We start from the raw sequence: 24,836 nt of genomic DNA, 5'->3' as shown, positions 1-24,836 counted from the left end.
AACCAGTCAAATTAGATAAGCAAAAATAAAATTGATCTGAGGATCAGATATAGGCAATAAAAATTCACATATATAGAGTAAAAAATGTGACATTCTAATACTAATATTGATATTAATAGTTTAATATTATTTTATATCTTATTAAGTAAGATCAATTCTAGAAATTAGTGATGTGAGTAACTTCACTAATTAGTTTAGTTGAATTTCCTAATTCTAAAAAAAAATAAAAAGCCTAATTTGATATTATTCCGCAATGCTGTGTAAGGGTATTAATATAGGATAATTAAAACTTAAATGTATTAAGCTAATAAGTTTTTTTATTACTTAAGATTAAATTAATCAACATATAATTCACCATTAGATATCATTAAATCAAAAATAATATTCTAACCTTCAATATACTACAAATTATTGATTAAATCATAATTAAGTTATCATATATAACATTTTATATCTTATAGATAATTAGTTTATTTTATTATATTAATAATGTTGCATTTCATACAATCATCTACTATAGAGGCATTAGATATAACATTATTTCTTGAAAATAATCAATAAAGCGCGCCTATCCTTAAGCTTTGTTAATAGCAATTAATAAAGTAAAAAAATAAAAAATTTTGCTAAACAGCCAAATCATTTCTATAAATAAAAAATTATTGATTGAATTATCATTTATAATCACTAGCTAATTCATTCTAATGTCCACAGTTTACCATATATTGCTCAATATATGCAGCGAATGCTAAAATAATCTTGTTTTTTATAAACGAATCCGGAGATAATATTACAATATTTATAATCAATAATACGTTTATATATGAAAAGTAACATCTTCATTAATGTTACTTTAAAAGATTCCTAAAAGTCTTGGCTGTAATATAAAAAAAACCTACCAATTAATTTTAATAAACGGCTCATCGAATAATGAATAGCCAAAGAATTTTTTACATATACCCTGATATCGTCAGATACTCACAAATTAAAACACGCAAATAAAACATTTAAATACTTCTATCAAAAGATAGAAATAAAAGGGTAAAATGAGTAAATATACTTACCTATTATTTAACAGTGCTGGATAAGTTGTATAAATAAAAAATAACTAAAGATCTATGATTAATAGGAATTAATAAGCTAATTCACATCAACAAAGTCCTAGTAAATAAATCGACCTAATGTATAAAAACAAAAAATTAAAATTTTCCCCTGTTCACAAACATAAATTTATCGAGTGAAGGAAGCTTCATCAATTATAGAAGAAGTCCGACGCACCTGCAAAGTTATACCAATCACTGAGACCACCTCAACTAATGATCCAACTTCAAGATTCTCTTCACAAGCAATTTGCCAACGTAAATCACTTACTTTGGCGGCACCAAAACCATTAATCACTGCCTCACTTACACTCACACGATGGCCAATGAGGGAATAGGCACGTTGATTAAGATCTGCAGCCGCGGCCCAATCATTAGACTGTTGGTGATCAGTAGTAAAAAACCTTATTGGCCAATAAGAAAGCAAAGCAAATAAGCTAAATAGCGCAATTTGGTAAGAAAAAGTCACATCAATTAAGAGGAGGAAAAAACCTAGTACGACACCTGAAAAACCAAACCATAAAAGTAAACTACCCGGTAGCACAATTTCCAAAGCCATTAATAATAAGCCTAAGGCAGTCCAATGCCAAGCTTCTGGATTTATCCTCAAGGATACATACTCCAAAGATTAACTACTCATTTTGGGTGGAGTTTGTTGGATGTTAGGAGGAGGAGATGATAATTCAGCTCCAGCCGAAACCGTATTTAGCAATTCCTTAATTCCGCCAATAGAGCCAATGATTGAAGACATCTCCATTGGAATAAAGATAGTTTTTTGATTTGGTGATTTGGCAAAATCCGATAAAGCCTCAATATATTTCTGAGCGACAAAATATTTTACAGCATTATTGCCAGTCGAGCCAATTGCTTCAGCCAAAAACTTAGTAGCATCGGCTTCAGCTCTAGCTAATCGCTCTCTGGCTTCTGCTTGTCTCTGAGCAGCAACTAGCTCACCTTCAGCATTTAGAATGTCAGACTGCTTTTTACCCTCAGCACGCTGAATAGCAGCAGCTCTATAGCCCTCCGCATCTAAGATCTGTGCTCTTTTCCCACGTTCTGCTTTCATTTGGCTAGCCATTGCATCTAGCAAATCCTTAGGTGGAGTAATATCTTTAATTTCTACGCGTGTGATTTTTGTACCCCAAGGATCAGTAGCCGCGTCCATCACCTTCAAGATATGATTATTCATCTCATCGCGCGAAGATAGAGCTATATCAAGATCAGTGCTTCCAAGCACCGATCGGATGTTAGTTAGAGCTAAATTTACCAAAGCCGATTTTAAATGCCTAACCTCATAAACCGCCCTACGTGCCTCTATTACTTGATAAAACACAATAGCATCAACCCGACAAGGTGCGTTGTCTTGAGTAATAACATCCTGTTCAGGAATATCAAGTACATTTTCCATCATATTAACTTTATTACCGATTCGACTAAATAATGGATTGATTAAGCTCAACCCTGGTTCTAAAGTATATACGTACCGACCAAACCTCTCCACTGTCCACTGCTCACCTTGTGGTACAGTTCTAATCCCTTTAATGACTAAGATGATGAGAACGATTGCAAAAAAGATAATTGTAATCTCTCCTCCGGAGAGGAGATTTAACATATAGTTCATAAAAAACCTCGCATACCTAACTCATACATAAGCTAATTTTAATAAGTCAATAATCCGTTTTACTGGCCAAAGCAAAAACTATGAATTACAAATATCATAAACTCCGTTAAACGGTAACTAAGCTATGTTTATAATCATCATTAATATAAATATAAATTTTTTAAAAAATTAACGCATCGGCCATTATGCTGTTTATCCAATAATAAAAAAGTATTAAATAAATAATAAATCTTATATAAATGCTAATTTAATTTAGATGTTATCTACATTATTAACTATTTAAACATTCTTTTTAAGCAAAGATTTTATTAAATAAATCAAACTATCTGTTTCATAACATCAAAGCATTTTATTAAGATAAATTTGAATTATTTCAAACCATTGAAATAGCAACTCACTCATTATAAAGTATCAATAATAATGTACGTATTTAAAATATACACAGCATTAAGCTACAGCTATTAACTGCGATAAGTTAATGTTTTATTGCTAACATATAAGTGATTTTATTCTAGCTTTCATTTGTAAAAATTTTATCAAACTACTATTAATAGTTTTTTAAATTACTCACCATACAAGCAAACTCTCACTTATCTGATTAATGAAAGAAATTATGATATAGCATATAAATTTTTAGACTAAGAATTTAACTAGATAAAAATACATGTTTGTTATTCAATCAATAAAAGTAAAAATAACTAATATTCATGGATATTAGCAATAATTGCTTTTTCATTTAGTTTAATAGGTAAATATACAACATGTTATTCTTTTAAGATAGAATCCTAGAAGTGGTTTTTTGCTTACGCTCGTATAACAAAGCATAATTAAAGAATTTTTTAAAAAAAAACTGTAATTTTTTTACAAACGATAGCGTTTTATTAAACGCCAATTGAATAAAATTCATATAGATTAAAGATTATATTGAATATATAAACATTAAGCAAGCAAAGCTTAATTTGCATAACAAATGCCTATGATATTTAAGTATCAAATGAATAGATTAAATCGATTCAATATAAAGCTAAGTAAATAATATAAAATAAATTTTATCTAATACTAATCCGAATAATTAAATCACGAATAAACTATAGCAGAATATAGATATAAGCAAAGCTATAGATTAGTTAAAGACCATACTTTATCACAGTTGATCACTGTGCTGTAATATTCTAGATTTATTTATAATTTTCCTATGTTCCAAGCGCAAAACCACACTTGCACGACCGCCATCGACTATCTGATGTAATATTCAACAAGACGATACAAGTTTAGATCACTCAGCATGCTAAGATTTTGTTCGACAGATCAATATACATTGCTTTTTTGATAAAACATTTAATTGTAATCTGAAATAGAAATAGCGCTTGCAAGCTCTGCTATCATAAAACAGCTTATTTAACAATAACTAGCAAAAATAAACCAAGCTTTACTCAGATTTATAGTTCACTTAACTTATCTAACCAATTTAGTAATCATCTATAAAAATGATCAATATACGTTGATATAATCTAAGTTAAATAGATAAGGTTTATGTAGATAAGAAACCAATAGTATCATAAACTTCCTTAACAATTGGCTTGGAAAGTGCGCTAGCCCGTGCACTACCTTTTTTAAGCACATTATCGATATACTTAATATCGGACATAAGCCTATGTACCTCCATGCGTATTGGCCTTATTACCTCTATTGCTAATTCAGCTAGGTCTCGCTTAAGTCGGCCAAAACCACAGCCACCATATTCTAATAAAGCTACCTCTACACTTTTGTTTGATAAAGCAGCATAGATAGTAATCAAGTTTTGCGCTTCAGCTCTTCCAACTAAACCACCTGTTTCGCTTGGCAAAGAATATGAATCAGTCTTAGCCTTTTTAATTTTATGAGCAATAGTATCAGCATTATCAGTTATGTTAATGCGTGACATATCAGAGGAATCTGATTTGCTCATTTTCTTTTTTCCATCACACAAGCTCATTATACGAAATGATTTACTTAAAATTTGTGCTTGCGGTAAAGGAAAAAACTCAACGCCGAACGCAAAGTTATAGGAACGAGCTATATCTCTGGCAAGCTCTATATGCTGTTTCTGATCATCGCCGACTGGCACATGTGTGCCTTTATAGGCCAAAATATCAGCGGCCATCATAACTGGATACCACCACAAACCAGCGCTTGCATTATCCTTATCTTGATTAGCCTTATCTTTGAACTGAATCATGCGATTCAACCAACCAACCCTCGTCAAGCATCCAAGAACCCAAGCAAGTTTCATATGTTCTTCAACTTGTGACTGGTTGAACAATATGCTATTCACTGGGTCGATACCAGCTGATATCAAGCAAGCTGCTGTCTCCTGGGTTGATCGTTTTAACGCACCTATATTCTTTTGAACGGTAATTGCATGCTGATCAACTACACAAAAAATACAGTCGCATGATGCTTCATTTTGTAGTGCCACCCAGTTCTTAATAGCTCCGAGATAATTGCCCAAAGTTACATTGCCAGTCGGCTGAATACCAGAGAATATACGTTTCATAAATCAAAAAGGACTAGGTGCTAATATTCAATTATATTATTCAATAAATACATTTGAGAATCATCGACAATTAAATTGTCACAATATGCTAATATTTAAATTTACTATTTTGAAAAGATATATCTACAGTACAACAATAAAAAAAGAAAAGCTGCAGTTAATCTAATAAAACCTGTGCCTAAAACTTAAAATCTATCAGATTTTATACTAGTTAATTAAGTATTTAAGGCATTTTGACATTAATATATTACTTCTTATCAAACTTTATTTCCCCTCTTCTAATGAAGAAGCCTATAATCATAAAAAGAAAGATACTATATCTTCAATCTACAGCTCCATAAAGTGTAGGTTGGCTTTACGAAACTAAATAAAACTGTCTAAGGCATACTAAAATTATCTATTACCCGATAGCATTTTTAGCTAGGAAATAACTACTAAAATCACTTATAAAAAAAACAAACAGATAAAATCCTAAACCATGCTCTATAATAAAGAAAGCAAAAACATCTATTTAAATTTTAATAGAAAAAGCAATAGACACTAGGTAATACAGAACGTTTAGAATATAAATACTAAAAAACACTATTTACAATAATGTTTTTTTTAAAAACTAATACAACAGTCAAGCAAAATAACTTTGATAGTCAATTAAACAATTTTAGTCTAGGGCATAATTAGCTTTACCTAACTTATCCAATGTAAGTTTACATTTTATTACACTAAATAATAAATTACCTACTTTTATTACAAATAATAACAGCTATAAAAGCAACATTTTAGTTATGGATGTCAGGTAAAGCAACTAAAACTATACTGAGCTGAAAATTCACCCATGTGGTTTAGTAGCTATGTTAGCTGATTACTGGATAAAAAGTAACCCCATAGCCGAAGAGAAAATACCTAGTTAACATTCTATTCTCAAGATGAACCAAAATTAACCACTGAGACTTCACTTATTTTAAAGTTTAAAGAGAATTTTTAACGATCATTAATAAAACTAAAAATTATCTGTAATTGCGCCACACGATGGCATAATTTCTTAGATAGATTATTTTCATCATTAAGCAAGCGATAATGTATAGTACGGTACCGCATACAGATAAACAGAGAACAGCTATAGCTTGCTCAAACTTATCGCCAATAAGCCAATGATTAATTTTATTCATCAAAAAACTAACTCCAGAAGCCATCGCTGTGGCTGATAGAAATATTTTCAGCGTCATAATAAACAAGCGCTTATCTATCATAATATGTCTACGTCTATAAAGCAGGGTAGCGAGCATAACCGCGTTTAGCCAGGAAGATATTACACTCGCAACAGCAATGCTGATTTGATCAAATATAGGTAAAAACATAATGCTACAAAAAACATTAACAATCACAATCACAATTGCAATCTTAACAGGAGTAGATGTGTCTTGACGAGCAAAAAAACCTGGCTGCAGTATTTTGATTAGGACGAAAGCAGGTAAACCAGCTGCATAAGTAGCAAGAATGCTAGCAGTTTTTTCGCTATCTATAACTGAAAAAGCACCACGTTGAAATAGCAAAGCTATTAGTGGATCAGCGAGCAAGTAGAAAAGTATAGCAATAGGAACAGTCAAAAATAATCCAATTTCCATAGCTTTATGTTGGGTTAGCAAGGCTGTTTCAGCTTCCTTAGCACGTATTTGGCGAGCCAGCATAGGCAATATAGCGGTACCAATCGCTACACCAACAACACCCAATGGCAGTTGAATAATTCGATCAGCATAATAGATGTAGGAAATAGATCCAGTTGGTAGCAATGAAGCTAACCAGATGCCAATAAAAGCGTTTAATTGAATTACACCAGCTCCAAGAGCAGCTGGGCTAATTAATACTAGTAATCGCTTTACTTCAGGCGTCAAGTGTGGAAAAACCAATGGGGGTAATATGCCTTCTTGATGACAGGCTACAGCTAAAAAAAATGCTTGGACAATACCAGCAACAGTAACAGACCAAGCCAATGCGTGGCTTGGAGTTTCTAAAATTCCAGGAGTGATTAGCAGGGAAGCTATCATAATTAAATTTAACAGTATAGGTGCTGCTGCCATCGCCGAAAATTTGCCTATACTGTTCAGCATACCACCCCACAACGCCACAAGTGAAATCAGTACTAAATAAGGAAAAATGATTTTAGTTAATTCAATGGCAATGCTGCAGCGATTATCATCTCCAATAAAACCAGGAGCGAATAACATGATTAAATTAGGCGTGGCAAACTCAGCTAAGGCTAACAAAATTAGCAGAAATAGTAGCAATATAGATTGCACTTGACCTGCAAAGGTAATAGCTAAATAGTTGTTTCGAGACTCAATCATTTCTGCAAACATTGGAACAAAAGCAACTGTTAACGCACCTTCACCTGTCAAGCGACGAAAAAAATTTGGAATTTGAAAAGCTACAAAAAATGCATCCGCAGTCGGCCCAGCACCTCCAATCGAAGCTATCAGCATGTCGCGCAAAAAACCTGTTGCTCTACTTATCATGGTATAGCCGCCAACGGCGGCAATAGTGCGTACAAAATTCATAACCAATTGATTAATATGATGATCAACGATATGATTTTCCTAAAATATTAAAATAAAGATAATTGTATCTTTTTAATAAAACCATTTATACTTAACTCGTTAAATATGCTGAAGTTAGGCGTAAAAATTAGATTTGGGGCAATTCAAGTTAATTAAAAACTTTTACATCGCACTGATTGTGTTAAATAAAAAGATGATTTTTAGTATTCTAAAATACCTTTAGTTAATTAAACTTAGAAAAGTATCTCATAACATCGGAAAGATTTGTTTTTATTAATATTATGAAGCGATATTTGACAAGATAAATATACTTTGCTATTAATCGCTTTGATGAACAGCAAGAATACAGTTGGGCATAAGTCTACTTAAAATAAAATTTGTGTTCTTATTGCACCAAGAATAACTGTAATTGTATAGCAATCTACTTGAAAGCAACCAAAGATAATATAAGCTAAAAAGCAGCTCACTGAAATATTTTTAAAATTATTTTTTAGATTAAGTAATGGCCAATAAAAAAACGATCATTGTATTAAACTTTAAATTATTGCACTAGTTGATATCTATCAACATTTCTCAGCGATGGTTGTTCTTATCTAAGTTTAACATTATTTGGCGTATATTGTTAAGGGGCAACATTTATGAACAACTCCGATGTTCCAGTATTAGTCAAACAATACGATACCATAGAACTTGATCATAGGCTATTAAAAATTCTTGTATGCCCCGTCACAAAGCAAGCTTTAGTATATGATAAAGTAAAGCAAGAACTTATCAGCGAACATGCAGGACTTGCTTTTCCAATTCGGAATGGTATTCCGATCATGTTAGTAGAAGATGCAAGAAATATTGTGTGATATAAAAACTACGAAGATGATCTGCTACTATCAAAAAAATAATCAGGTACTAATTTGCTATGAATTGTATTAAAAAATATAATATACATTGAGGATATTAACTGACTAATATCACAAATAAATTGCTTGTATGCTAATATTATGTCGTTATTAATATCAAAAATACATAATAAAGTGTATTTAGAGGGCTAAATTACTTACTAGTTAAGTTAAAATCGGAACAACATTTAGCTATTGTTTTAATTTTATAAAATTAATATTTTATAATAAAAACTATGATTTGGTATTCAATCAGAACGGATTAAGCAGCTATGGATGTAACTATTGTTGGAGCTGGTTTGTCTGGACTAACATTAGCTTTAGCCTTAGCTAAAGCCGGATTACCTAGTCTTCTAGTCGACAAAATTAGTCCACATGCAGCCGTAGCAAAAAAAAACGATATACGTACCACAGCTATATCCTTATCCTCACGACGCTTATTCACTGTACTGGGCGTATGGCAAAAGATCGCTGATAACGCTTATCCTATACATGATATATTGGTTTCTGAAGCTGGCTCGGAGAGCATTCTACATTACGATTCCCGAACTATCGGCCAAGAACCAATGGGGCATATTATTAATAATAATGCCCTAAAAAAATCTTTATTAAGTCAATTAGAAAAATACTCAGATTTTGTTAGTTTTATTGACAACCGATCAGTTATAGCTTTAGAGATCAGAAAAGAACAAGCTTTACTGACTCTTGATGATGGAAAAGTGATTGTATCCAAACTTGTAATTGCTGCCGATGGACGTGATTCCCGCATAAGAACTCTAGCTGATATCCAGCATACCACTCTAGATTATCACCAGAGCGCCATCGTTGATACCATTCAACATTCAAAAAGACATCATAATTTAGCACATGAGCGCTTCCTTCCAGGTGGTCCTCTAGCCTTACTGCCATTACAAGAAAATCACTCTGCTATGGTTTGGTCTGAGCGAACTGCCGTAGCCAAAAGAATTGCTAATCTAGATGACGAATTTTTTTCTACAGCACTAAAAGAACGATTTGGTGATTCCAGAGGTATCCTAAAGTCAATAGGACCAAGGGCAGTATATCGTTTAGCAATAACTGTAGCGCAGTCAGGAATTTCCAAGAGAGTAGCGCTGATTGGTGATTCATTTCATTGTTTACATCCTATAGCAGGCCAAGGCTTTAACATAAGTGTACGAGATATTGCTGTGCTCGCAGAGCTAATTGTGGATGCAGGAAGGCTAGGATTAGACATTGGCAGTACTCCAGTTCTGAAAAAATATCAGCGTCAGCGAAGATTCGACATTATGACTATGGGAGCTGCTACTGATATGCTAACCCGGCTATTCTCTAATGATTTTATTACATTAAAAACAATTCGTTGTTTTGGATTGTTCGCCATGAATAATATTAAACCACTAAAAAATATTACTATGTTACATGCCATGGGGATGCTTGGTATCCTGCCCAAGCTGTTAAATGGAAAGACAATATAAAAATATATTACACAATATTTAAAACAGAAATGCTATAAAACACCTGTCATTATAATTGCCGAATCAATTGTCAGAAAAAATCTAGATTAAAATTAAATTTATTAAAACAATTTTTAACGATGCATTATAAATAACCTTATATAACTAACGGTTGTCATTCTTGTAATTTTAGCAAGATTGTAAAGATTCTAAACACATATAATCCCAAATTTTATTATTAATCGAGTTCATATATTCCAAATACAAAACAATTCATGTTATCTTCTCTAAAAGAGAAGCATTGAAAATGCTAGTAACTAATATAAAAATACAATAAATAAATGCAATTTAGCTATGAAAATTATTACCTAACTTGTAAAATACGATTGATTTGGATTATTTACTTAACTATTTTATCATTATCAATATTTACTTGATGCATTTTGCTAGCTAGTTTTTATCTCATCGAGGTTCAAAGTAATAAAATAATTAATTATCTAACAATAAAATATATTACAATCTCTTTAGAGAAGGTTACAACTTTATATTATCAAATAATCTAAAGCAAAATTATCATAAGTAAAATAATTATATTCCAATTCTTTTGAATAACTTCAGCCTAATCAATCAAACTTTCAAAAATATTTAGCAACATCTTTCAAAATTTACTTTTGTACTTGAATAAATTGATATATACAACAGTACAATATTTAGATCAAATATTAAAAAAATTTACTCTATCCACTAAACAATGCGAGAAATAAATTTAAGTGACATAAATAGCAAGTTCTCCAGACTTTGGTTTAAAGATTATCTTTAACTTATATCCTTTATAGCTGCGCGAGCGAGCTCATCACAACGTTCGTTTTCAGTACAACCAGTATGCCCCTTAACCCAATGCCATTCTACAACATGACGATGAACAGCAAGATCAAGGATTTCCCAAAGATCACGATTTTTTACAGGTCTCTGATTGACTGTTTTCCAACCACCAAGCTTCCAAAGAGTTATCCATTTAGTAATTCCATTACGTACATAGGTGCTGTCTGTAGTTAGATCGACTGCCATGCACCTATTCAATGCTGTTAGAGCAGAGATTACTGCCATCAACTCCATGCGATTATTAGTAGTTTTAACTTCATACCCAGATAACTCTTTTACCTTTCCGCGCCAACGTAAAATAGCAGCCCAGCCTCCTGGCCCAGGGTTGCCAATGCAAGCGCCATCCGTAAACATTTCAACTTTATTCTCCATTCACTACAGCCCCTAACGAGCAGAATATCTAAAATCCTAATAAAAGCAAACCTCATTATTATCTACTAAAATTGTTTGGATAATTATTGAATATTCATTCAGAATAACTTAAGTCAATTATACTAAACATATAGTATAAATATCACTCTGCTAATGCTATAATTGGGAAAATTGTGTTTCTTATAACCAAAAGAGCAATTTATTTTAGTATTTCTAAAGTTATTAATTTTTTAGTTAACCTGAAACAACATAATATAAAAACAAGTCTAATTTTTAAGATAAAAACTAAGCTTGTCTTATAATTAAATCTTAGCTTTAAAAGCTGAGAACATTGATGAATTAATTTAAAATAAAAAATAAACAACAACACATTTAAATTTTAAGATTGCATCAATTTAACTAGATTATTTTCAGAATAGAAATATCGCTATTCTTCATGTTTTTTATAAATTAGAAAACTCATGATTGACGAGAAAAAAATGAAATTAATTTTTTATAAAAAGTTAAAGTTAGTGAATGTTAATTAGATTCATTTGTTGAAAACAAACTCACTATCAAATTATTATAATAACTATAAGTTAGAATAAAGTGCTATTTTTATCATAATTTTATGCGATTAAAGGTGGTAGTTTAAAACGAATATCTTCTTGAACAACCTCTACCTCCTCCAAAGTTACTGTATAATGCAAACGACAAAAAGCAATCAACTGCTCTACCAGATGCTCTGGTGCAGAAGCACCAGCAGTAATACCAAGCCGATGTACTCCAATCAACCATGCTATATCTAAATCTGATGCTCTCTGAATCAACCGAGATTTTTCACAACCACAGGCTTTAGCAACTTCAACTAAACGTCTAGAATTAGATGAGTTTTGCGCGCCGATTACTAAGATCGCATCACAATTTGATGCTATAGCTTTTACAGCATTCTGTCGGTTGGTGGTTGCATAGCAGATATCTTCATTCTTAGGGGCAAAAATTGCTGGAAAACGTCGTTGCAATATCGCAACAAGGCGAGCGGTATGGTCTATCGAAAGAGTAGTTTGGGTGATTAAGGCGAGACTCTTACTCGACTCTGGTTGGGTAAACTTTTCTGCTTGTGTTTCGTCTTCTACTAAACTAACTGCTCCGTCAGGCAGTTGACCAATGGTTCCTATTACCTCCGGGTGGCCAGCATGTCCAATTAGAATTACGTGACTACCTAAGCGATAATAGCGCTTAGCTTTCAGATGCACTTTGCTAACTAGTGGACAAGTAGCGTCAATATACGTAATCTGGCGTCGCTCTGCTTCAGAAATTACCGATTGTGGCACACCATGAGCACTAAACATAACTGGTCGATCAACAGGGCACTGATCAAGCTCTTTGACAAAGACAGCTCCTTGAGCTTCAAGATTTTCTACAACACATTGGTTATGTACAATCCAATGACGAACATAAATCGGAGCACCCCATTTGCTTAATGCCTGTTGAACAATATTAATCGCGCGCTGAACACCAGCACAAAAACCCCTGGGAGAAGCAAGCAGCACAGTTATTGGTTGCTTTTGGCATAATGCAATCATATCTGAATCTTCCTTTGTAGCAAAATCGAATTTTCTAAAATGAAATTAGTAACAATAGTATTCTTAGCCGTCATAAAAGACATCTGTCGGAATAAACGAAAAAAGTTTATTTAAAAACTGCAATCATTAATTAGGATCGTAAAATTTCTGCCTTACTTCTGAATATTAAAAAATTACTTAAATATTGTACTATAGCTATAAAATATGTGGATTTTGAACACAATAAGTATTTTATAATATTAATTTTTAATGTTTAGCTTGCTTCACATTAGATTTTTGTATTCAGAATGACAGTCAATACTATAACTAACGAAATTAATGTTAAGTAAAAAAGATCCAAATGTAGTTAACGATTTATAATTTTATTGGATGTAAAAAAAAACTAATTTATTTAATAAATACTGGGCACTTAATTCAAATAAGAAATTTTATTTTTTGAATTAACCTGTTCGTAAAAAAAATTTAGTATGCAGAGTAATAAGGAGAATAAGAGTTAAAGTGCAGTTTATGAATATAAAGATTTTTATAAATACCAATACTTATTATCTCACTAAGTATATATTTAAATTGATAAAAATTACATTTAGCGAATCGCTACTCTATAACACCATTTTTATAAGATATTAGTTTAGGCATACTAATAGTTTGCCTACTCTAATTTGTTCAGGTATTCTATGAATCTTAAAAATATTAGGTAACAAACTAAAATTTGTCTTCGTCCTGGAAGTGATGGTAATTACTTTCGCTATAGATCGAAAAAAAAATAACATTATATTAAGTTAGTATTTTAATATTGAGGCACCAAATTAGGTTAAGTCTAAATCTCTAGACGTACACGTAATCCATTACGGAATATCGATGAGCGATGCTAAGCTAAAAACTACCCCCCTTAATCATCTTCACCGAGAGCTTGGCGCCACAATGGTGGCGTTTGTCGATTATGATATGCCTATGCAATTTCCTCTGGGAGTGCTTAAAGAGCACAGACATACACGTGCTAAAGCCGGATTGTTTGATGTATCTCATATGGGACAAGTACAAATCTATGGAAAAGATCGGGCAAAAATTTTTGAAACATTAGTGCCAGGTAATATCAGGGGATTAAATAGGGGATGTATGCGTTATACGCAGTTTACTAACAGTAATGGAGGCATTCTTGATGACTTGATAATAACCAATGCAGTTGATCATCTATTCGTTGTGGTTAATGCAGCCTGTAAAGAACAGGATATTGCAATTATGGAATCCGCTTTCGGCGAAGGACTAAAAATACTAGATAATCGCGCGTTATTAGCCCTCCAAGGGCCTATAGCGGTTAATGTGCTTGTTAACTTAGCGCCAAAAGCTGCTAATCTAACATTCATGACCGGTGCATCAATGGATGTAGGGGGATTTCATTGCTTTGTAACCCGTTCAGGCTATACTGGAGAGGATGGATATGAAATCTCAGTCCCAGCAGAGAATGCAGAATGCTTGGCACGCGAATTATTAAATTATACTGAAGTAGAGGCTATCGGGCTGGGCGCTCGTGATTCCTTGCGGTTGGAAGCAGGATTATGTCTGTATGGCCAAGATATCGACATTAGTACCTCACCAGTAGAAGCATCTTTGCTTTGGTCTATCGGTAAACACCGTCGTAAAAATGCTGATTTTCCTGGAGCAAGTCGTATCCAGAAAGAAATTATCGAAGGTACTTTGCGCCAAAGAGTAGGTATAAAAACGAAAGGTCCCGCCTTAGCTCGTCGAGGTTGCAAAATTCTTGATGAAAATGGCAATATTATAGGGAAAATAACTAGCGGCTGCTTTGGCCCAAGCGTCCAAAGCCCTGTCGCCATGGGTTATGTTGTTAGAGAATATGCCGCAGCAAATACAGTCGTATTCTTAATGATACGCGATAACTTAGTACCGGCGAATATAGTTAAACTGCCTTTTATCACTCCTGGGTATAAACGCTAAAACAAATTACTTTAGGAAAGTATTATGTTTGTAAAATATACTAAAGACCACGAGTGGATTTCTATCAATAATGACATTGGTACTATTGGCATTACTGATCATGCCCAAAAACATTTGGGGGATATCGTGTTCGTAGAACTACCTAATTTATATAAGATAATTGCCAAGGGCGATGAAGCTTGTGTGATTGAATCTGTAAAGGTAGCTAGTGAAATCTATGCTCCAGTTAGTGGTGAGATCATTGAGATCAATGAAATATTAGGCAATACACCAAGCATAATTAACATGGATCCATTATACGAAGGTTGGATATTTAAGATTAAGATGTCAAATACAGAAGAAATCAACACTCTAATGGACGAAATTGCTTATAGAAATTTTACAAGCTAATTTGCTTCCATCAATCCCCGCTACCGCAGAGAGCAAATTATGACCGATTACAGAAAAAAGATTGACCATTTGTATGAGCAAAGTGCATTCATTAGACGGCATATTGGCCTTAGCAAAAAAGAAATCTCTCAGATGTTATCATTCCTAGGATATGATAGTCTGGACTCATTGATTACTGCTGCTCTACCTCAATCAATACATTTAACAGAATCCCTCGACCTTGATTCTCCTAAGGGAGAATATGAAACTATTAACGAATTGGCTGAAATAGCATCACTTAACAAAATCGCAACCTCATTAATCGGAATGGGATACTACAATACGATTACCCCTGAAGTGATTAAGAGAAATGTATTAGAAAATCCATCTTGGTATACTGCATATACCCCATACCAAGCAGAAATTAGTCAAGGCCGACTTGAGGCATTGCTAAATTTTCAAACCATGATAACCGACCTAACTGGTATGGATATTGCGAATGCTTCTCTGCTCGACGAAGGTACGGCAGCAGCAGAAGCCATGGTGCTTGCATATAAATTAGCAGCAGAATCTCATAGCACAGTATTTTTTGTCTCTAGTGGAGTTCATCCACAAACTATTGCCGTACTTCGCAATCGAGCTGAGCCAATCGGAATAGATATAGAAGTTGGAAATGAATTCGCTGAATTACCTGCCAAAGCATTTGGTTATTTACTGCAATATCCGACAACCCGTGGGGCGATAGAGGACTACCGAGAATTTGTCCAACAAGTTCATGATCAAAAAGCTATCGTAGTAGTTGCTTCCGATCTTTTGGCTTTGACTTTAATCACTCCACCAGGAGAATGGAATGCCGACATAGCCATTGGTACTACTCAGCGCTTTGGAGTACCAATGTTTTTTGGCGGCCCACATGCTGCTTATTTTGCTACTCGTGATATATATAAACGTAAAATACCTGGACGTCTCGTTGGAGTATCAATCGATGCCAATGGTCGCCCTGCATACCGCCTCACACTACAAACTCGTGAACAACATATTCGTCGCGAAAAGGCAACCTCTAACATATGCACTTCTCAAGTGTTGTTAGCAATTATTTCATCTATGTACGCAGTTTATCATGGCGCTGAGGGTCTAACTCGAATTGCTAAAAGAATAAATCGACTTGCTACAATCTTAGTCGCAGGACTTAAACAGCTCGACTGCAAACTAGACAGTAATACCCTATTTGACACTATAACAGTTAATGCGACGGAGCATCATGCTATTACTATCTGGGAAAAGGCTAGATCTGAGGCTTTAAACCTACGCTTATTGAAAAATGCCGTTGGAATTAGCTTAGACGAAACCTCAGACCAAAACGCAGTTGAACGTATATGGTCTTGTTTTTGTCAAAATTACAAAGCCAAATTTACCTTTGATCAGATCGATGCAATTAGCAATGATACTATTCCCGTTGAATTACGCCGCAAATCAGAGTTCTTAACACATTCTATATTTAAGCAGCATAGGTCTGAAACCGATATGCTACGCTATTTGCGCCGACTATCAGATAAAGATATTGCGCTTGATCGTTCAATGATTCCTCTTGGATCATGCACCATGAAGCTAAATGCTAGCACAGAAATGACAGCGATTACTTGGCCAAAATTTGCTAATATTCATCCTTTTGCCCCCACCGATCAAACGCAAGGATATTTGCGTTTGATCGGTGAGCTTGAACAAATGCTTGCAAATGCAACTGGATATTCAACTGTCTCCGTTCAGCCTAATTCCGGCGCTCAAGGAGAATATGCTGGCATGTTAGTAATTCGTGCTTATCATCGTTCGCGAGGTGAAGCACATCGTAATATATGTTTAATACCTTCCTCAGCTCACGGTACCAACCCAGCTTCAGCCGCAATGGCAGGCATGAGTGTGGTTGTAGTTAGATGTGATGATAAAGGTAATGTCGACATTAATGACCTGAAAAATAAAGCAGAAACATATTCCAACAATTTAGCTGCTTTAATGATAACATACCCATCTACTCATGGTGTATTTGAAATTAAGATTAAGGAAATTTGCCAAATTATTCACGAAAATGGCGGTCAAGTTTATACCGATGGTGCTAATCTAAACGCCCTCCTCGGCCTATGCAAGCCACATGAATTTGGCTCTGATATTAGCCACATGAACCTACACAAAACTTTCTGTATTCCGCATGGTGGAGGAGGGCCTGGGGTCGGACCAATTGGTGTAGCTCAACATCTAATCAAATTTTTGCCTACTACAGAAAAATACAAACGTAATGATCAATCTATCGGTGCTGTTTCATCTGCTCCTTATGGTAGCGCCGGTATTCTTCCGATCAGCTGGACATATATACGTATGATGGGAGCTTACGGTTTAAAAAAAGCAACTCAAGTCGCTATTCTAAACGCGAATTATATAGCAAAATTGCTATCTGATTACTACAAAATACTTTATTCAGGGCCAAACGGGCTTGTAGCCCATGAATGTATTATAGACTTGCGTCCTTTTAAGGATAGCTGCGGCGTTAGCGTTGACGACGTTGCTAAAAGATTAATTGATTATGGATTTCATGCTCCAACTATAGAATTTCCGGTAGAAGGAACTTTAATGATAGAACCAACTGAAAGCGAAAGCCAAACAGAAATTGATCGTTTCTGTGATTCGATGATCTCAATACGTAAAGAAATTCAAGCAATTGAGGAAGGTATCATGGATCTCGAATCCTCAGCTTTACGCCATGCACCACATACTAGTTATAACTTGATGGAAAATATTTGGGATAAACCGTATAGTCGTCGCCAAGCAGCCTTTCCGCTAAAAGGAATGGAAATGTCTAAATATTGGCCTTCAGTATCGCGCATTGATAACGTATATGGTGATCGTAACGTTTATTGTTGCTGTCCTACGATTGAAAGTTATCAAAATAAAGATAAAGAATAGTATGTTTATTTTTTTTAATTACTTTTACGTGAGTATTAATTGTTTTTTTTTTGACAACAAGTAGCATATATCTAGTGTATAAAAGCCGCAAAATAGCAATTGAATAAATTTATTTTTAAATAAATACCTATTTAGTAATAGTTACATGCTCTGTTAAAAAAAATAATAATCTAGCTTTAACATTGTAAAGAAAATTATCGTATAATATTAGTTATTGTACTAGATAGTTACTAAATTTTATACTAAAAGATAAGTCGGGATAATTAGTTCTCTAACAAATGATCATCATTTTCAAGAGATAACATCTCTTTAATAGTTTGTCGTCTCCTAACAAGACGAATATCCGAACCATCGACAATAACTTCAGGAATTAATGGTCGGGAATTATAGTTAGAGGACATCGTTGAGCCATAAGCGCCAGCATCAGCAAAGATGCAAAAATCACCAATCTTAGGCAACGGTAAATTTTTAAATTCAATTGTACCGTCTTTATTTTGAGTAAAGACATCACCAGCTTCACACAGTGGACCAGCAACTGCTACCTGATGCAAGGCACCAATAACTAGATTAGCAGCAGGATCGATGAAGCAAATGTGATGATAACTGCCGTACATAGCGGGACGAACTAAATCATTAAATCCAGCGTCTACGATAACAAAATACCTCTCTGCTACCTTTTTAACGGCTCGTACTTCAGCAATCAAATATCCTGCCTCAGCAACTAAAAATCGACCAGGCTCAATCTCAATTTGCACCGGTATTGTTTGACTGTCCTGAATTTTCAAACGAGCAACATTCCATTGCTGGGCATAGTAATCTATAGCAACATTCTTACAATCGCTGTGATAAGGAATTGACAAGCCTCCTCCAGCAGATACTGCTCTAATTTGCATTCCAAGTTTCATATAAGCCTCTATCATAGCATTACACACTTTTCCCAAATGTTTATAGTCTACGTCAGACCCAATATGCATATGTAATCCAACTAAATTAAGTTTACTTGATTTAATTTTACGACCAAGTTCTGAAAGTTGTTCGTGCCAAATACCATGCTTAGATAATGGTCCGCCAGTATTAGTTTTCTTACTATGTCCATGGCCAAAACCAGGATTAATTCTTAACCATATTTGATGACCGGGACTAAGCATAGCAAGCTGATCTATCATGTCAGTTGAACCGCAATTAACTGGAATGCACAGCTCTACTACTTGCTTTAAAGTTGTTTGATCAAATACATCAGATACAAATACAAGATCATTACTTCCAGCTCGATAACCAGCAGCTAAAGCGCGAGCAATTTCCCCATTAGAGACAGCATCAATTTTTACTCCATTGCGACGGATAATTTTTAGCAAATTAATATTACCATTAGCCTTTTGAGCATAACGAATAATATCAAATCCTTGCAAACGCTTAATCTGCCGTCTTACTATAGATGCATCGTAAAGCCAAAATGGTGTACCTAATTTTATTGCCAGAGTTGTCATCAATAGACCTTTGTTAGGGCTAACTGCTGAAGTAATAAAATCTGAAACATCTAGCATCTACTCTCCTTAAAGTGATTCCACTTGAATTTCATAACGATAACAAATTAATACATAAGAAAAAAATCTACAAAAGATTAAAATCCAGCTATTTATGAATTACTAATTAAACCCAAAATTAAATTGATTTAAATTAATAAAACGTAAAAATTTATTTTATTTTATTTTTGCTTTTGAAAAAAATATTAACAATATAACCTCGTACTTAATAATAAAAACTATAAAAGTTAATGTGGCTTAGTTAAAATTACCGAAAATGATTTCATCATATATTAATAATTACAATAAAATACTTACGAAGCTAATATTCTGTAATATACTCAGAGGAATATTTTAATCCAATATATTATTGCCTAAAATAAACATAACTTTTTAGGTTAAAACTAAAACACTTAAATAATTGTTTTTTTATATCAAAATTTAGACTAAATTATTAATAAATAATAAGTATAGTAAGATTACAATAATATGATTTATCATTATTTAATAATTTAAAAGAAATATTTTTCTAACCTATTCTAGTTTGCAAAAATAGATATCTCTAACTTTTCTAATTTAGACCTTTAGAAATATTTGATCATGTATTGTTTACTAAAGCTACTGAATAAACATAATAATTAATAAAATTATTTTATAAAATCTTTTTTCAGGATCTTCTATAGAAGATAATTACATTGTCGTTATTAAATAAAATTTACTTAACACTCTTAAGTATAATTTAATTTAATAAAATTTTAACAACAATAATAATAATGTATGCATACTACATACTACCCTTTTAAGAGAAAAATTTTTTTTATAAAAGTATAAATGTAAAAAACTACTAAATTAAATTAGTAAACTAAAAGATATTAATTATCAAGCAAGTATTAGGATTATTAATTGAATACTAATACCCATTAAATAGTTAATTACTTCTTAAAAAATTTTATTACATAAAACAATTTTAAAAAAAAAAGATTTTATGTATACTTTTGTATCATATACATACTTTTTAAGTCTGGAATAAGAAGACTATAATGTTTTATAAAAATTATTCCTACTATTGTTACAGCATGCTTGCCATAAGTAAAACTTACTTACATTGTAGTTAATGCATAGTTAAATAAAATAATAAATATACTACATCATATAAAATATCAAATACATCAGAAGATGGTATAATTTATACACTAGTAATCTTACAATTGTAAATCATTATTATATAAAACGTTTTAATAATTTATTAATTAACTAATTATTAAATTATTCCAAGTAAATTCATAGTAAAAATTTTGCTAAAATTATAATATTTACTATCTAATAATCATTAAACAAATAAGTTATTAAAATTAGCAATATCTGTACAATTACTTTTAATAAAAGGGATTTTTTAATGTATGAATCATTCATCCCCCCTAATCAAGTAATGCAATTGCATATTATTGCACAATACATTAAGGACTTTTCTTTTGAAAATCCCCACGCACCTACTAGTTTAAGGTTGGAAACCTTGCAGCCAAGTATTAAAGTGAATATTGATGTGGAGGCTAGTAAGGTTTACAATAATGAAGAGACATTTGAAGTTATCTTAAAAATAAGAGCTACTGCTAAAACATCCAAAAATTCTCTATTTTTAGCTGATTTATCTTATGCTGGGCTATTTAAACTTCAAAAAATTGATAAAAGATATACTAAAACCATTCTTTTGATAGAATGCCCACGTTTATTATTCCCATTTGCGAGAGAAATACTAGCTAGTACTACCAGTAATGGAGGCTTTCCGCCATTGGTGATACAGCCAATAGATTTTGCTACAATATATCGGCAAAAAAAAGCACAAGCGATCGATATATCAATTCCCTCTCCCTAAAATCAACAATATTAATTTGTCCAAATAGGGTTTTTGATTCGCTGTAAAAATGCATTATGCGCTGTTATCTCATCACCACTTGGAATATGAGGACGAGGATTTCGATGAACAACGTTATTTTTTTCAATAAGTTCTGGAGTATTAGAAGTTGTAGATAAATTACTAGATTTATTAGATAAGTTTGCAATCAAATCTGGCTGACTTCCACCAATCAATTCTAAATAAACAGAAGCTAAAAGATTTGCATCAATTAAAGCGCCATGATAATCACGGTTTGAATTGTCAATGTCAAAACGACGACACAAAGCATCTAAGCTAACATGAGCACCAGGATATTTTCTCCTAGCCATAGCACAAGTATCCAGCGCTCGACTTATCGGTATTTGTGGAATACCCACAAGCCGCAATTCATTGTTTAAAAATTTCATGTCAAAACTTGCATTATGCATAATCAATATTGCATCACCTAAAAAATCTAGAATTTTATCAGCTAATTTCGCAAAAACTGGATATTCGACTAAAAAGTCAGAAGACAAACCATGAACGCGAAACGTTTCCTCTGGAATATCGCGTTCTGGATTAAAGTAATAATGTAGGGTATGCCCGCTAGGAATATGATTAATCAGCTCTAAACAACCTATCTCAACGATTCGATCCCCATTTTCTGGGTTTAACCCCGTTGTTTCGGTATCAAGTACAATTTCTCGCATTTACTTCTCTTATAATTTTTAATCTTTCTTTTACACTTATTTCGCCAAATCTTAACCAACTTTTGCTTAACTAAGCGCATAGTATAACTTTTACCAAGCCCAGTATAAATAATTTGATCAGACAATTGACGCTTTTTGTAATCCGATATTTGTTTCGATAAAATTTTTACCAAAAGCTCTTGTGTAATTTCTGGACGTGCCAGCACACGCTGCTGTTGGATAAAGTTAGGTGCACTAACTACTACAACCAAGTCACAAATGTAGTGAAAATTTGTTTCTAACAATAGCGGAATATCCAACATAACAATCGGACAACGAAGAAGCTGACAGTTTCTTAGAAAGAGAGTAATTTGATTAGCAACCAGTGGATGAACTATAGATTCAAGCAAAAGTAAAGCTTCAGGATTTTTAAAAACCAAGGAGCTTAAAACATTGCGATTAACAACACCATGCTTCACCACCCCAGGAAATGCTCTATCAATACAAGCTACCGCTTCACCGCCTTGACACATCATTCCATGAACTGCGATATCGGAATCATATAGCGGAATGCCAAGTCGACGAAACATTCTAGCTGTTGTAGTCTTTCCCATGCCGATGGAGCCAGTTAAACCAACAACGATCATCTTACTAAAACACCATGAATACGTAAAAACTCCAATACTTGAAACAAAGGCAAACCAAGTGCCGTAAAATAGTCACCATCCAATTTAGTAAAAAGTTGACTACCATAACTTTCAAGCTGATATGCGCCAACTGAAGTATAAATTTCATCGCCGACAGCATCTAAGTATCGATCGATAAATGATTCTGACATTGCTCGCATTGATATAGTAACAACATCAATCGTCTGCCAAATTTTCTCTCCCGCCTTAGCAGCAACAACAGCTGTAACTAAACGATGGGATTTACCCGATAAATATCTTAACGTTAGCTCTGCATTAACTCTATCCACTGGTTTAGTAAGCCAGGAACCAACGCAATCCAATATCTGGTCGGATCCAATAACCAGAGCATTCGGATATTTATGCGAAACATAGATAGCCTTTAGTTCTGCTAAAAATATAGCAGCTTCCTCTGTTTTCGTCTGTTTTTTCTGCAGAGATTGTAGCAAAGATTTTTCAGCAATATTAGGTACTTTTATAATAAAAGGCACACCAGCATTACGTAACAGTCGTGCACGCGAATGGCTATTAGACGCTAAAATCACGGATCTTGAGCAATTGTCATTAGCCAAAGGATAAATAGCTCTAGTGTTAAACATGATTATGTTTCCAAGCATCTAAATGCTGCAATACAGCTGCAGAAGTCTCCTCTATCGAACGGCAAGTAATATCTATAATAGGCCAATTGTTCCGTGCTAAAATTTGTCGAACTGTAGCAACCTCTTTACGAACTTCCTCCATTGATACATAGTCAATTTCCTTATACTGCTTCATTGTTAAAATACGATTGCGACGTATTTCAACTAAACGAATTGGATCAGCAGTAAAAGCAACTACAAAAGGTCGTTTCAAACGAAACAATTCATCTGGTGGGGAAACGTTAGGAATAATAGGTATATTTGCAATTTTATAACCACGGTTAGCGAGGTACAATGAAGTTGGAGTTTTAGAAGTTCGCGACACACCAATAATTACTATATCTGCATTATCAAGATCGTAAATATTTCTACCATCATCATGAGCTAATGTGTAATTGATAGCTTCCATACGATTAAAATATGCAGCATCAGTTTTATGCTGAAGACCAGGTCGAGGATGAAAATCTCTACCGATATATTTAGCTAAAGCGGTAACCGTTGGGTCAAGCACTGGCAAGCAGGGTATATTAACTTTTTGACAAACTGCTTCTAGTCGTTCTCGCAAACAAGAATCCACTAAAGTGAATAAGACAGGACCTGGTTTTGCTTTAATTGTAGCAATTACTTTCTCAAGATGACTACGAGTACGCACAAGTGACCAAACATATTCTTTTACTTTGACATCTTCAAACTGGACTAAACAAGATCTGGCTATTTGATAATTAGTTTCTCCAGTAGCGTCAGATACCAAATGTAGGCAAAGAGCATCAGACACAGTTATTCACAGAACTCTTGTGGAAATTCTTTTAAATACGGGCATAAGTCAGGCATATTCAATATTAATTAGACCTTGTATAAAATTTTACTCTATTCACTGTACAAATCTATCTTAGTGTGGATAATAATTGTCCACACTATAGAATAACATTAATTATTTTCTACATAGAAATGCTATCCACCTAATTAACATAATTCAATTCATAAATTGACAATTTTTTTAAAATACATACAATTTTTATTATAAACTTATTTCACATTAATACGATAAAAATTTATGTTGTTAATAACTGCATTAGTAAGTAGTGGATAAAATTTAATCCCCAGCTTTCATCGAGAAAACAACATCTACAATTAACAATTGATCTAGTAGTACTAATAAAGAATATAAAAAATTG

The 24,836-nt window shown here is 33.3% G+C and carries 17 protein-coding genes; 6 read left to right on the top strand and 11 right to left on the bottom strand.

Annotated features, from left to right (window positions below; genetic code table 11):
• Positions 1 to 1,227 precede the first annotated feature (1,227 nt).
• The 4 genes from A1OE_RS00085 to murJ all read right to left on the bottom strand — a co-directional run bounded on the left by A1OE_RS00085 (position 1,228) and on the right by murJ (position 7,806).
• Positions 1,228 to 1,707, bottom strand: coding sequence for an NfeD family protein (locus tag A1OE_RS00085; RefSeq protein ID WP_044283159.1), 480 nt, complete (start codon positions 1,705 to 1,707; stop codon positions 1,228 to 1,230).
• 18 nt (positions 1,708 to 1,725) lie between these two features.
• Entirely contained in the window at positions 1,726 to 2,718 is a 993-nt protein-coding gene (locus A1OE_RS00080; RefSeq protein WP_015087735.1) for an SPFH domain-containing protein, read from the bottom strand.
• Between the two features lie 1,531 nt (positions 2,719 to 4,249).
• Positions 4,250 to 5,254 carry a tryptophan--tRNA ligase gene (gene trpS, locus A1OE_RS00075; protein WP_015087732.1) on the bottom strand — a complete coding sequence of 335 codons (1,005 nt, stop codon included), beginning with the start codon at positions 5,252 to 5,254 and terminating at the stop codon, positions 4,250 to 4,252.
• 1,004 nt (positions 5,255 to 6,258) lie between these two features.
• Positions 6,259 to 7,806 carry a murein biosynthesis integral membrane protein MurJ gene (gene murJ / locus A1OE_RS00070; protein WP_015087731.1) on the bottom strand — a complete coding sequence of 516 codons (1,548 nt, stop codon included), beginning with the start codon at positions 7,804 to 7,806 and terminating at the stop codon, positions 6,259 to 6,261.
• Positions 7,807 to 8,444: 638 nt separating this feature from the next.
• Here murJ and A1OE_RS00065 point away from each other — a divergent pair.
• Positions 8,445 to 8,660 (top strand): Trm112 family protein, encoded by a 216-nt coding sequence (locus A1OE_RS00065; RefSeq protein ID WP_044283158.1) that lies wholly within the window; start codon positions 8,445 to 8,447, stop codon positions 8,658 to 8,660.
• A gap of 311 nt (positions 8,661 to 8,971) precedes the next feature.
• Positions 8,972 to 10,174 (top strand): UbiH/UbiF/VisC/COQ6 family ubiquinone biosynthesis hydroxylase, encoded by a 1,203-nt coding sequence (locus A1OE_RS00060; RefSeq protein ID WP_015087730.1) that lies wholly within the window; start codon positions 8,972 to 8,974, stop codon positions 10,172 to 10,174.
• Between the two features lie 795 nt (positions 10,175 to 10,969).
• Here A1OE_RS00060 and rnhA read toward each other — a convergent pair.
• Positions 10,970 to 11,407 (bottom strand): ribonuclease HI, encoded by a 438-nt coding sequence (gene rnhA / locus A1OE_RS00055; protein ID WP_015087728.1) that lies wholly within the window; start codon positions 11,405 to 11,407, stop codon positions 10,970 to 10,972.
• 608 nt (positions 11,408 to 12,015) lie between these two features.
• Positions 12,016 to 12,972: a 4-hydroxy-3-methylbut-2-enyl diphosphate reductase gene (gene ispH / locus A1OE_RS00050; protein WP_015087726.1), complete on the bottom strand. Its 957-nt coding sequence runs from the start codon at positions 12,970 to 12,972 to the stop codon at positions 12,016 to 12,018.
• Between the two features lie 858 nt (positions 12,973 to 13,830).
• On the opposite strand from ispH, the gene gcvT reads away from it, so the two are divergent.
• The 3 genes from gcvT to gcvP are packed head-to-tail and all read left to right on the top strand — an operon-like array spanning position 13,831 to position 18,252.
• Positions 13,831 to 14,928: a glycine cleavage system aminomethyltransferase GcvT gene (gene gcvT, locus A1OE_RS00045; protein WP_015087723.1), complete on the top strand. Its 1,098-nt coding sequence runs from the start codon at positions 13,831 to 13,833 to the stop codon at positions 14,926 to 14,928.
• 24 nt (positions 14,929 to 14,952) lie between these two features.
• Positions 14,953 to 15,318 (top strand): glycine cleavage system protein GcvH, encoded by a 366-nt coding sequence (gene gcvH / locus A1OE_RS00040; protein WP_015087722.1) that lies wholly within the window; start codon positions 14,953 to 14,955, stop codon positions 15,316 to 15,318.
• 39 nt (positions 15,319 to 15,357) lie between these two features.
• The gene (gene gcvP, locus A1OE_RS00035; protein ID WP_044283156.1) at positions 15,358 to 18,252 is read left to right on the top strand and encodes an aminomethyl-transferring glycine dehydrogenase; all 2,895 of its coding nucleotides are present in this window, start codon (positions 15,358 to 15,360) and stop codon (positions 18,250 to 18,252) included.
• Positions 18,253 to 18,515: 263 nt separating this feature from the next.
• Here the strand turns inward: gcvP and lysA are convergent, their stop codons facing one another.
• Positions 18,516 to 19,796, bottom strand: coding sequence for a diaminopimelate decarboxylase (gene lysA / locus A1OE_RS00030; protein WP_015087719.1), 1,281 nt, complete (start codon positions 19,794 to 19,796; stop codon positions 18,516 to 18,518).
• A 1,375-nt stretch (positions 19,797 to 21,171) separates the two neighbouring features.
• Here lysA and secB point away from each other — a divergent pair.
• Positions 21,172 to 21,648, top strand: coding sequence for a protein-export chaperone SecB (secB, locus tag A1OE_RS00025; protein ID WP_015087718.1), 477 nt, complete (start codon positions 21,172 to 21,174; stop codon positions 21,646 to 21,648).
• Positions 21,649 to 21,659: 11 nt separating this feature from the next.
• On the opposite strand, the gene dnaQ is transcribed toward secB, so the two are convergent.
• The 4 genes from dnaQ to A1OE_RS00005 are packed head-to-tail and all read right to left on the bottom strand — an operon-like array spanning position 21,660 to position 24,436.
• Positions 21,660 to 22,358 carry a DNA polymerase III subunit epsilon gene (gene dnaQ, locus A1OE_RS00020; RefSeq protein WP_015087717.1) on the bottom strand — a complete coding sequence of 233 codons (699 nt, stop codon included), beginning with the start codon at positions 22,356 to 22,358 and terminating at the stop codon, positions 21,660 to 21,662.
• Positions 22,319 to 22,984, bottom strand: coding sequence for a dephospho-CoA kinase (gene coaE / locus A1OE_RS00015; protein WP_015087716.1), 666 nt, complete (start codon positions 22,982 to 22,984; stop codon positions 22,319 to 22,321). The genes dnaQ and coaE overlap by 40 nt, the downstream gene beginning before the upstream one ends.
• Complete coding sequence (locus tag A1OE_RS00010; RefSeq protein ID WP_044283155.1) at positions 22,981 to 23,622, bottom strand: Maf family protein; 642 nt, start codon at positions 23,620 to 23,622, stop codon at positions 22,981 to 22,983. Before A1OE_RS00010 ends, coaE begins: the two co-directional genes overlap by 4 nt.
• A complete protein-coding gene (locus A1OE_RS00005; protein WP_015087714.1) occupies positions 23,615 to 24,436 on the bottom strand; it encodes a pyruvate, water dikinase regulatory protein in 822 nt (273 codons plus the stop codon). Before A1OE_RS00005 ends, A1OE_RS00010 begins: the two co-directional genes overlap by 8 nt.
• Positions 24,437 to 24,836: the final 400 nt, after the last annotated feature.

Origin of the sequence: Candidatus Endolissoclinum faulkneri L2 (genome assembly GCF_000319385.1) — a bacterium.
Classification (GTDB): Bacteria; Pseudomonadota; Alphaproteobacteria; order Thalassobaculales; family Thalassobaculaceae; genus Thalassobaculum; species Thalassobaculum faulkneri.
The sequence above is the reverse complement of the archived record's forward strand: the minus strand, read 5'-3'. Positions and strand labels throughout refer to the sequence as shown.

Bases quoted from the DNA above. Each gene is read 5' to 3' on its own strand.
- gcvH (WP_015087722.1), top strand. From the start codon at position 14,953: ATGTTTGTAAAATATACTAAAGACCACGAGTGGATTTCTATCAATAAT.
- A1OE_RS00010 (WP_044283155.1), bottom strand. From the start codon at position 23,622: ATGTTTAACACTAGAGCTATTTATCCTTTGGCTAATGACAATTGCTCA.
- gcvP (WP_044283156.1), top strand. From the start codon at position 15,358: ATGACCGATTACAGAAAAAAGATTGACCATTTGTATGAGCAAAGTGCA.
- lysA (WP_015087719.1), bottom strand. From the start codon at position 19,796: ATGCTAGATGTTTCAGATTTTATTACTTCAGCAGTTAGCCCTAACAAA.
- trpS (WP_015087732.1), bottom strand. From the start codon at position 5,254: ATGAAACGTATATTCTCTGGTATTCAGCCGACTGGCAATGTAACTTTG.
- murJ (WP_015087731.1), bottom strand. From the start codon at position 7,806: ATGAATTTTGTACGCACTATTGCCGCCGTTGGCGGCTATACCATGATA.
- A1OE_RS00080 (WP_015087735.1), bottom strand. From the start codon at position 2,718: ATGAACTATATGTTAAATCTCCTCTCCGGAGGAGAGATTACAATTATC.
- secB (WP_015087718.1), top strand. From the start codon at position 21,172: ATGTATGAATCATTCATCCCCCCTAATCAAGTAATGCAATTGCATATT.
- rnhA (WP_015087728.1), bottom strand. From the start codon at position 11,407: ATGGAGAATAAAGTTGAAATGTTTACGGATGGCGCTTGCATTGGCAAC.
- ispH (WP_015087726.1), bottom strand. From the start codon at position 12,972: ATGATTGCATTATGCCAAAAGCAACCAATAACTGTGCTGCTTGCTTCT.
- dnaQ (WP_015087717.1), bottom strand. From the start codon at position 22,358: ATGCGAGAAATTGTACTTGATACCGAAACAACGGGGTTAAACCCAGAA.
- gcvT (WP_015087723.1), top strand. From the start codon at position 13,831: ATGAGCGATGCTAAGCTAAAAACTACCCCCCTTAATCATCTTCACCGA.
- A1OE_RS00060 (WP_015087730.1), top strand. From the start codon at position 8,972: ATGGATGTAACTATTGTTGGAGCTGGTTTGTCTGGACTAACATTAGCT.
- A1OE_RS00065 (WP_044283158.1), top strand. From the start codon at position 8,445: ATGAACAACTCCGATGTTCCAGTATTAGTCAAACAATACGATACCATA.
- coaE (WP_015087716.1), bottom strand. From the start codon at position 22,984: ATGATCGTTGTTGGTTTAACTGGCTCCATCGGCATGGGAAAGACTACA.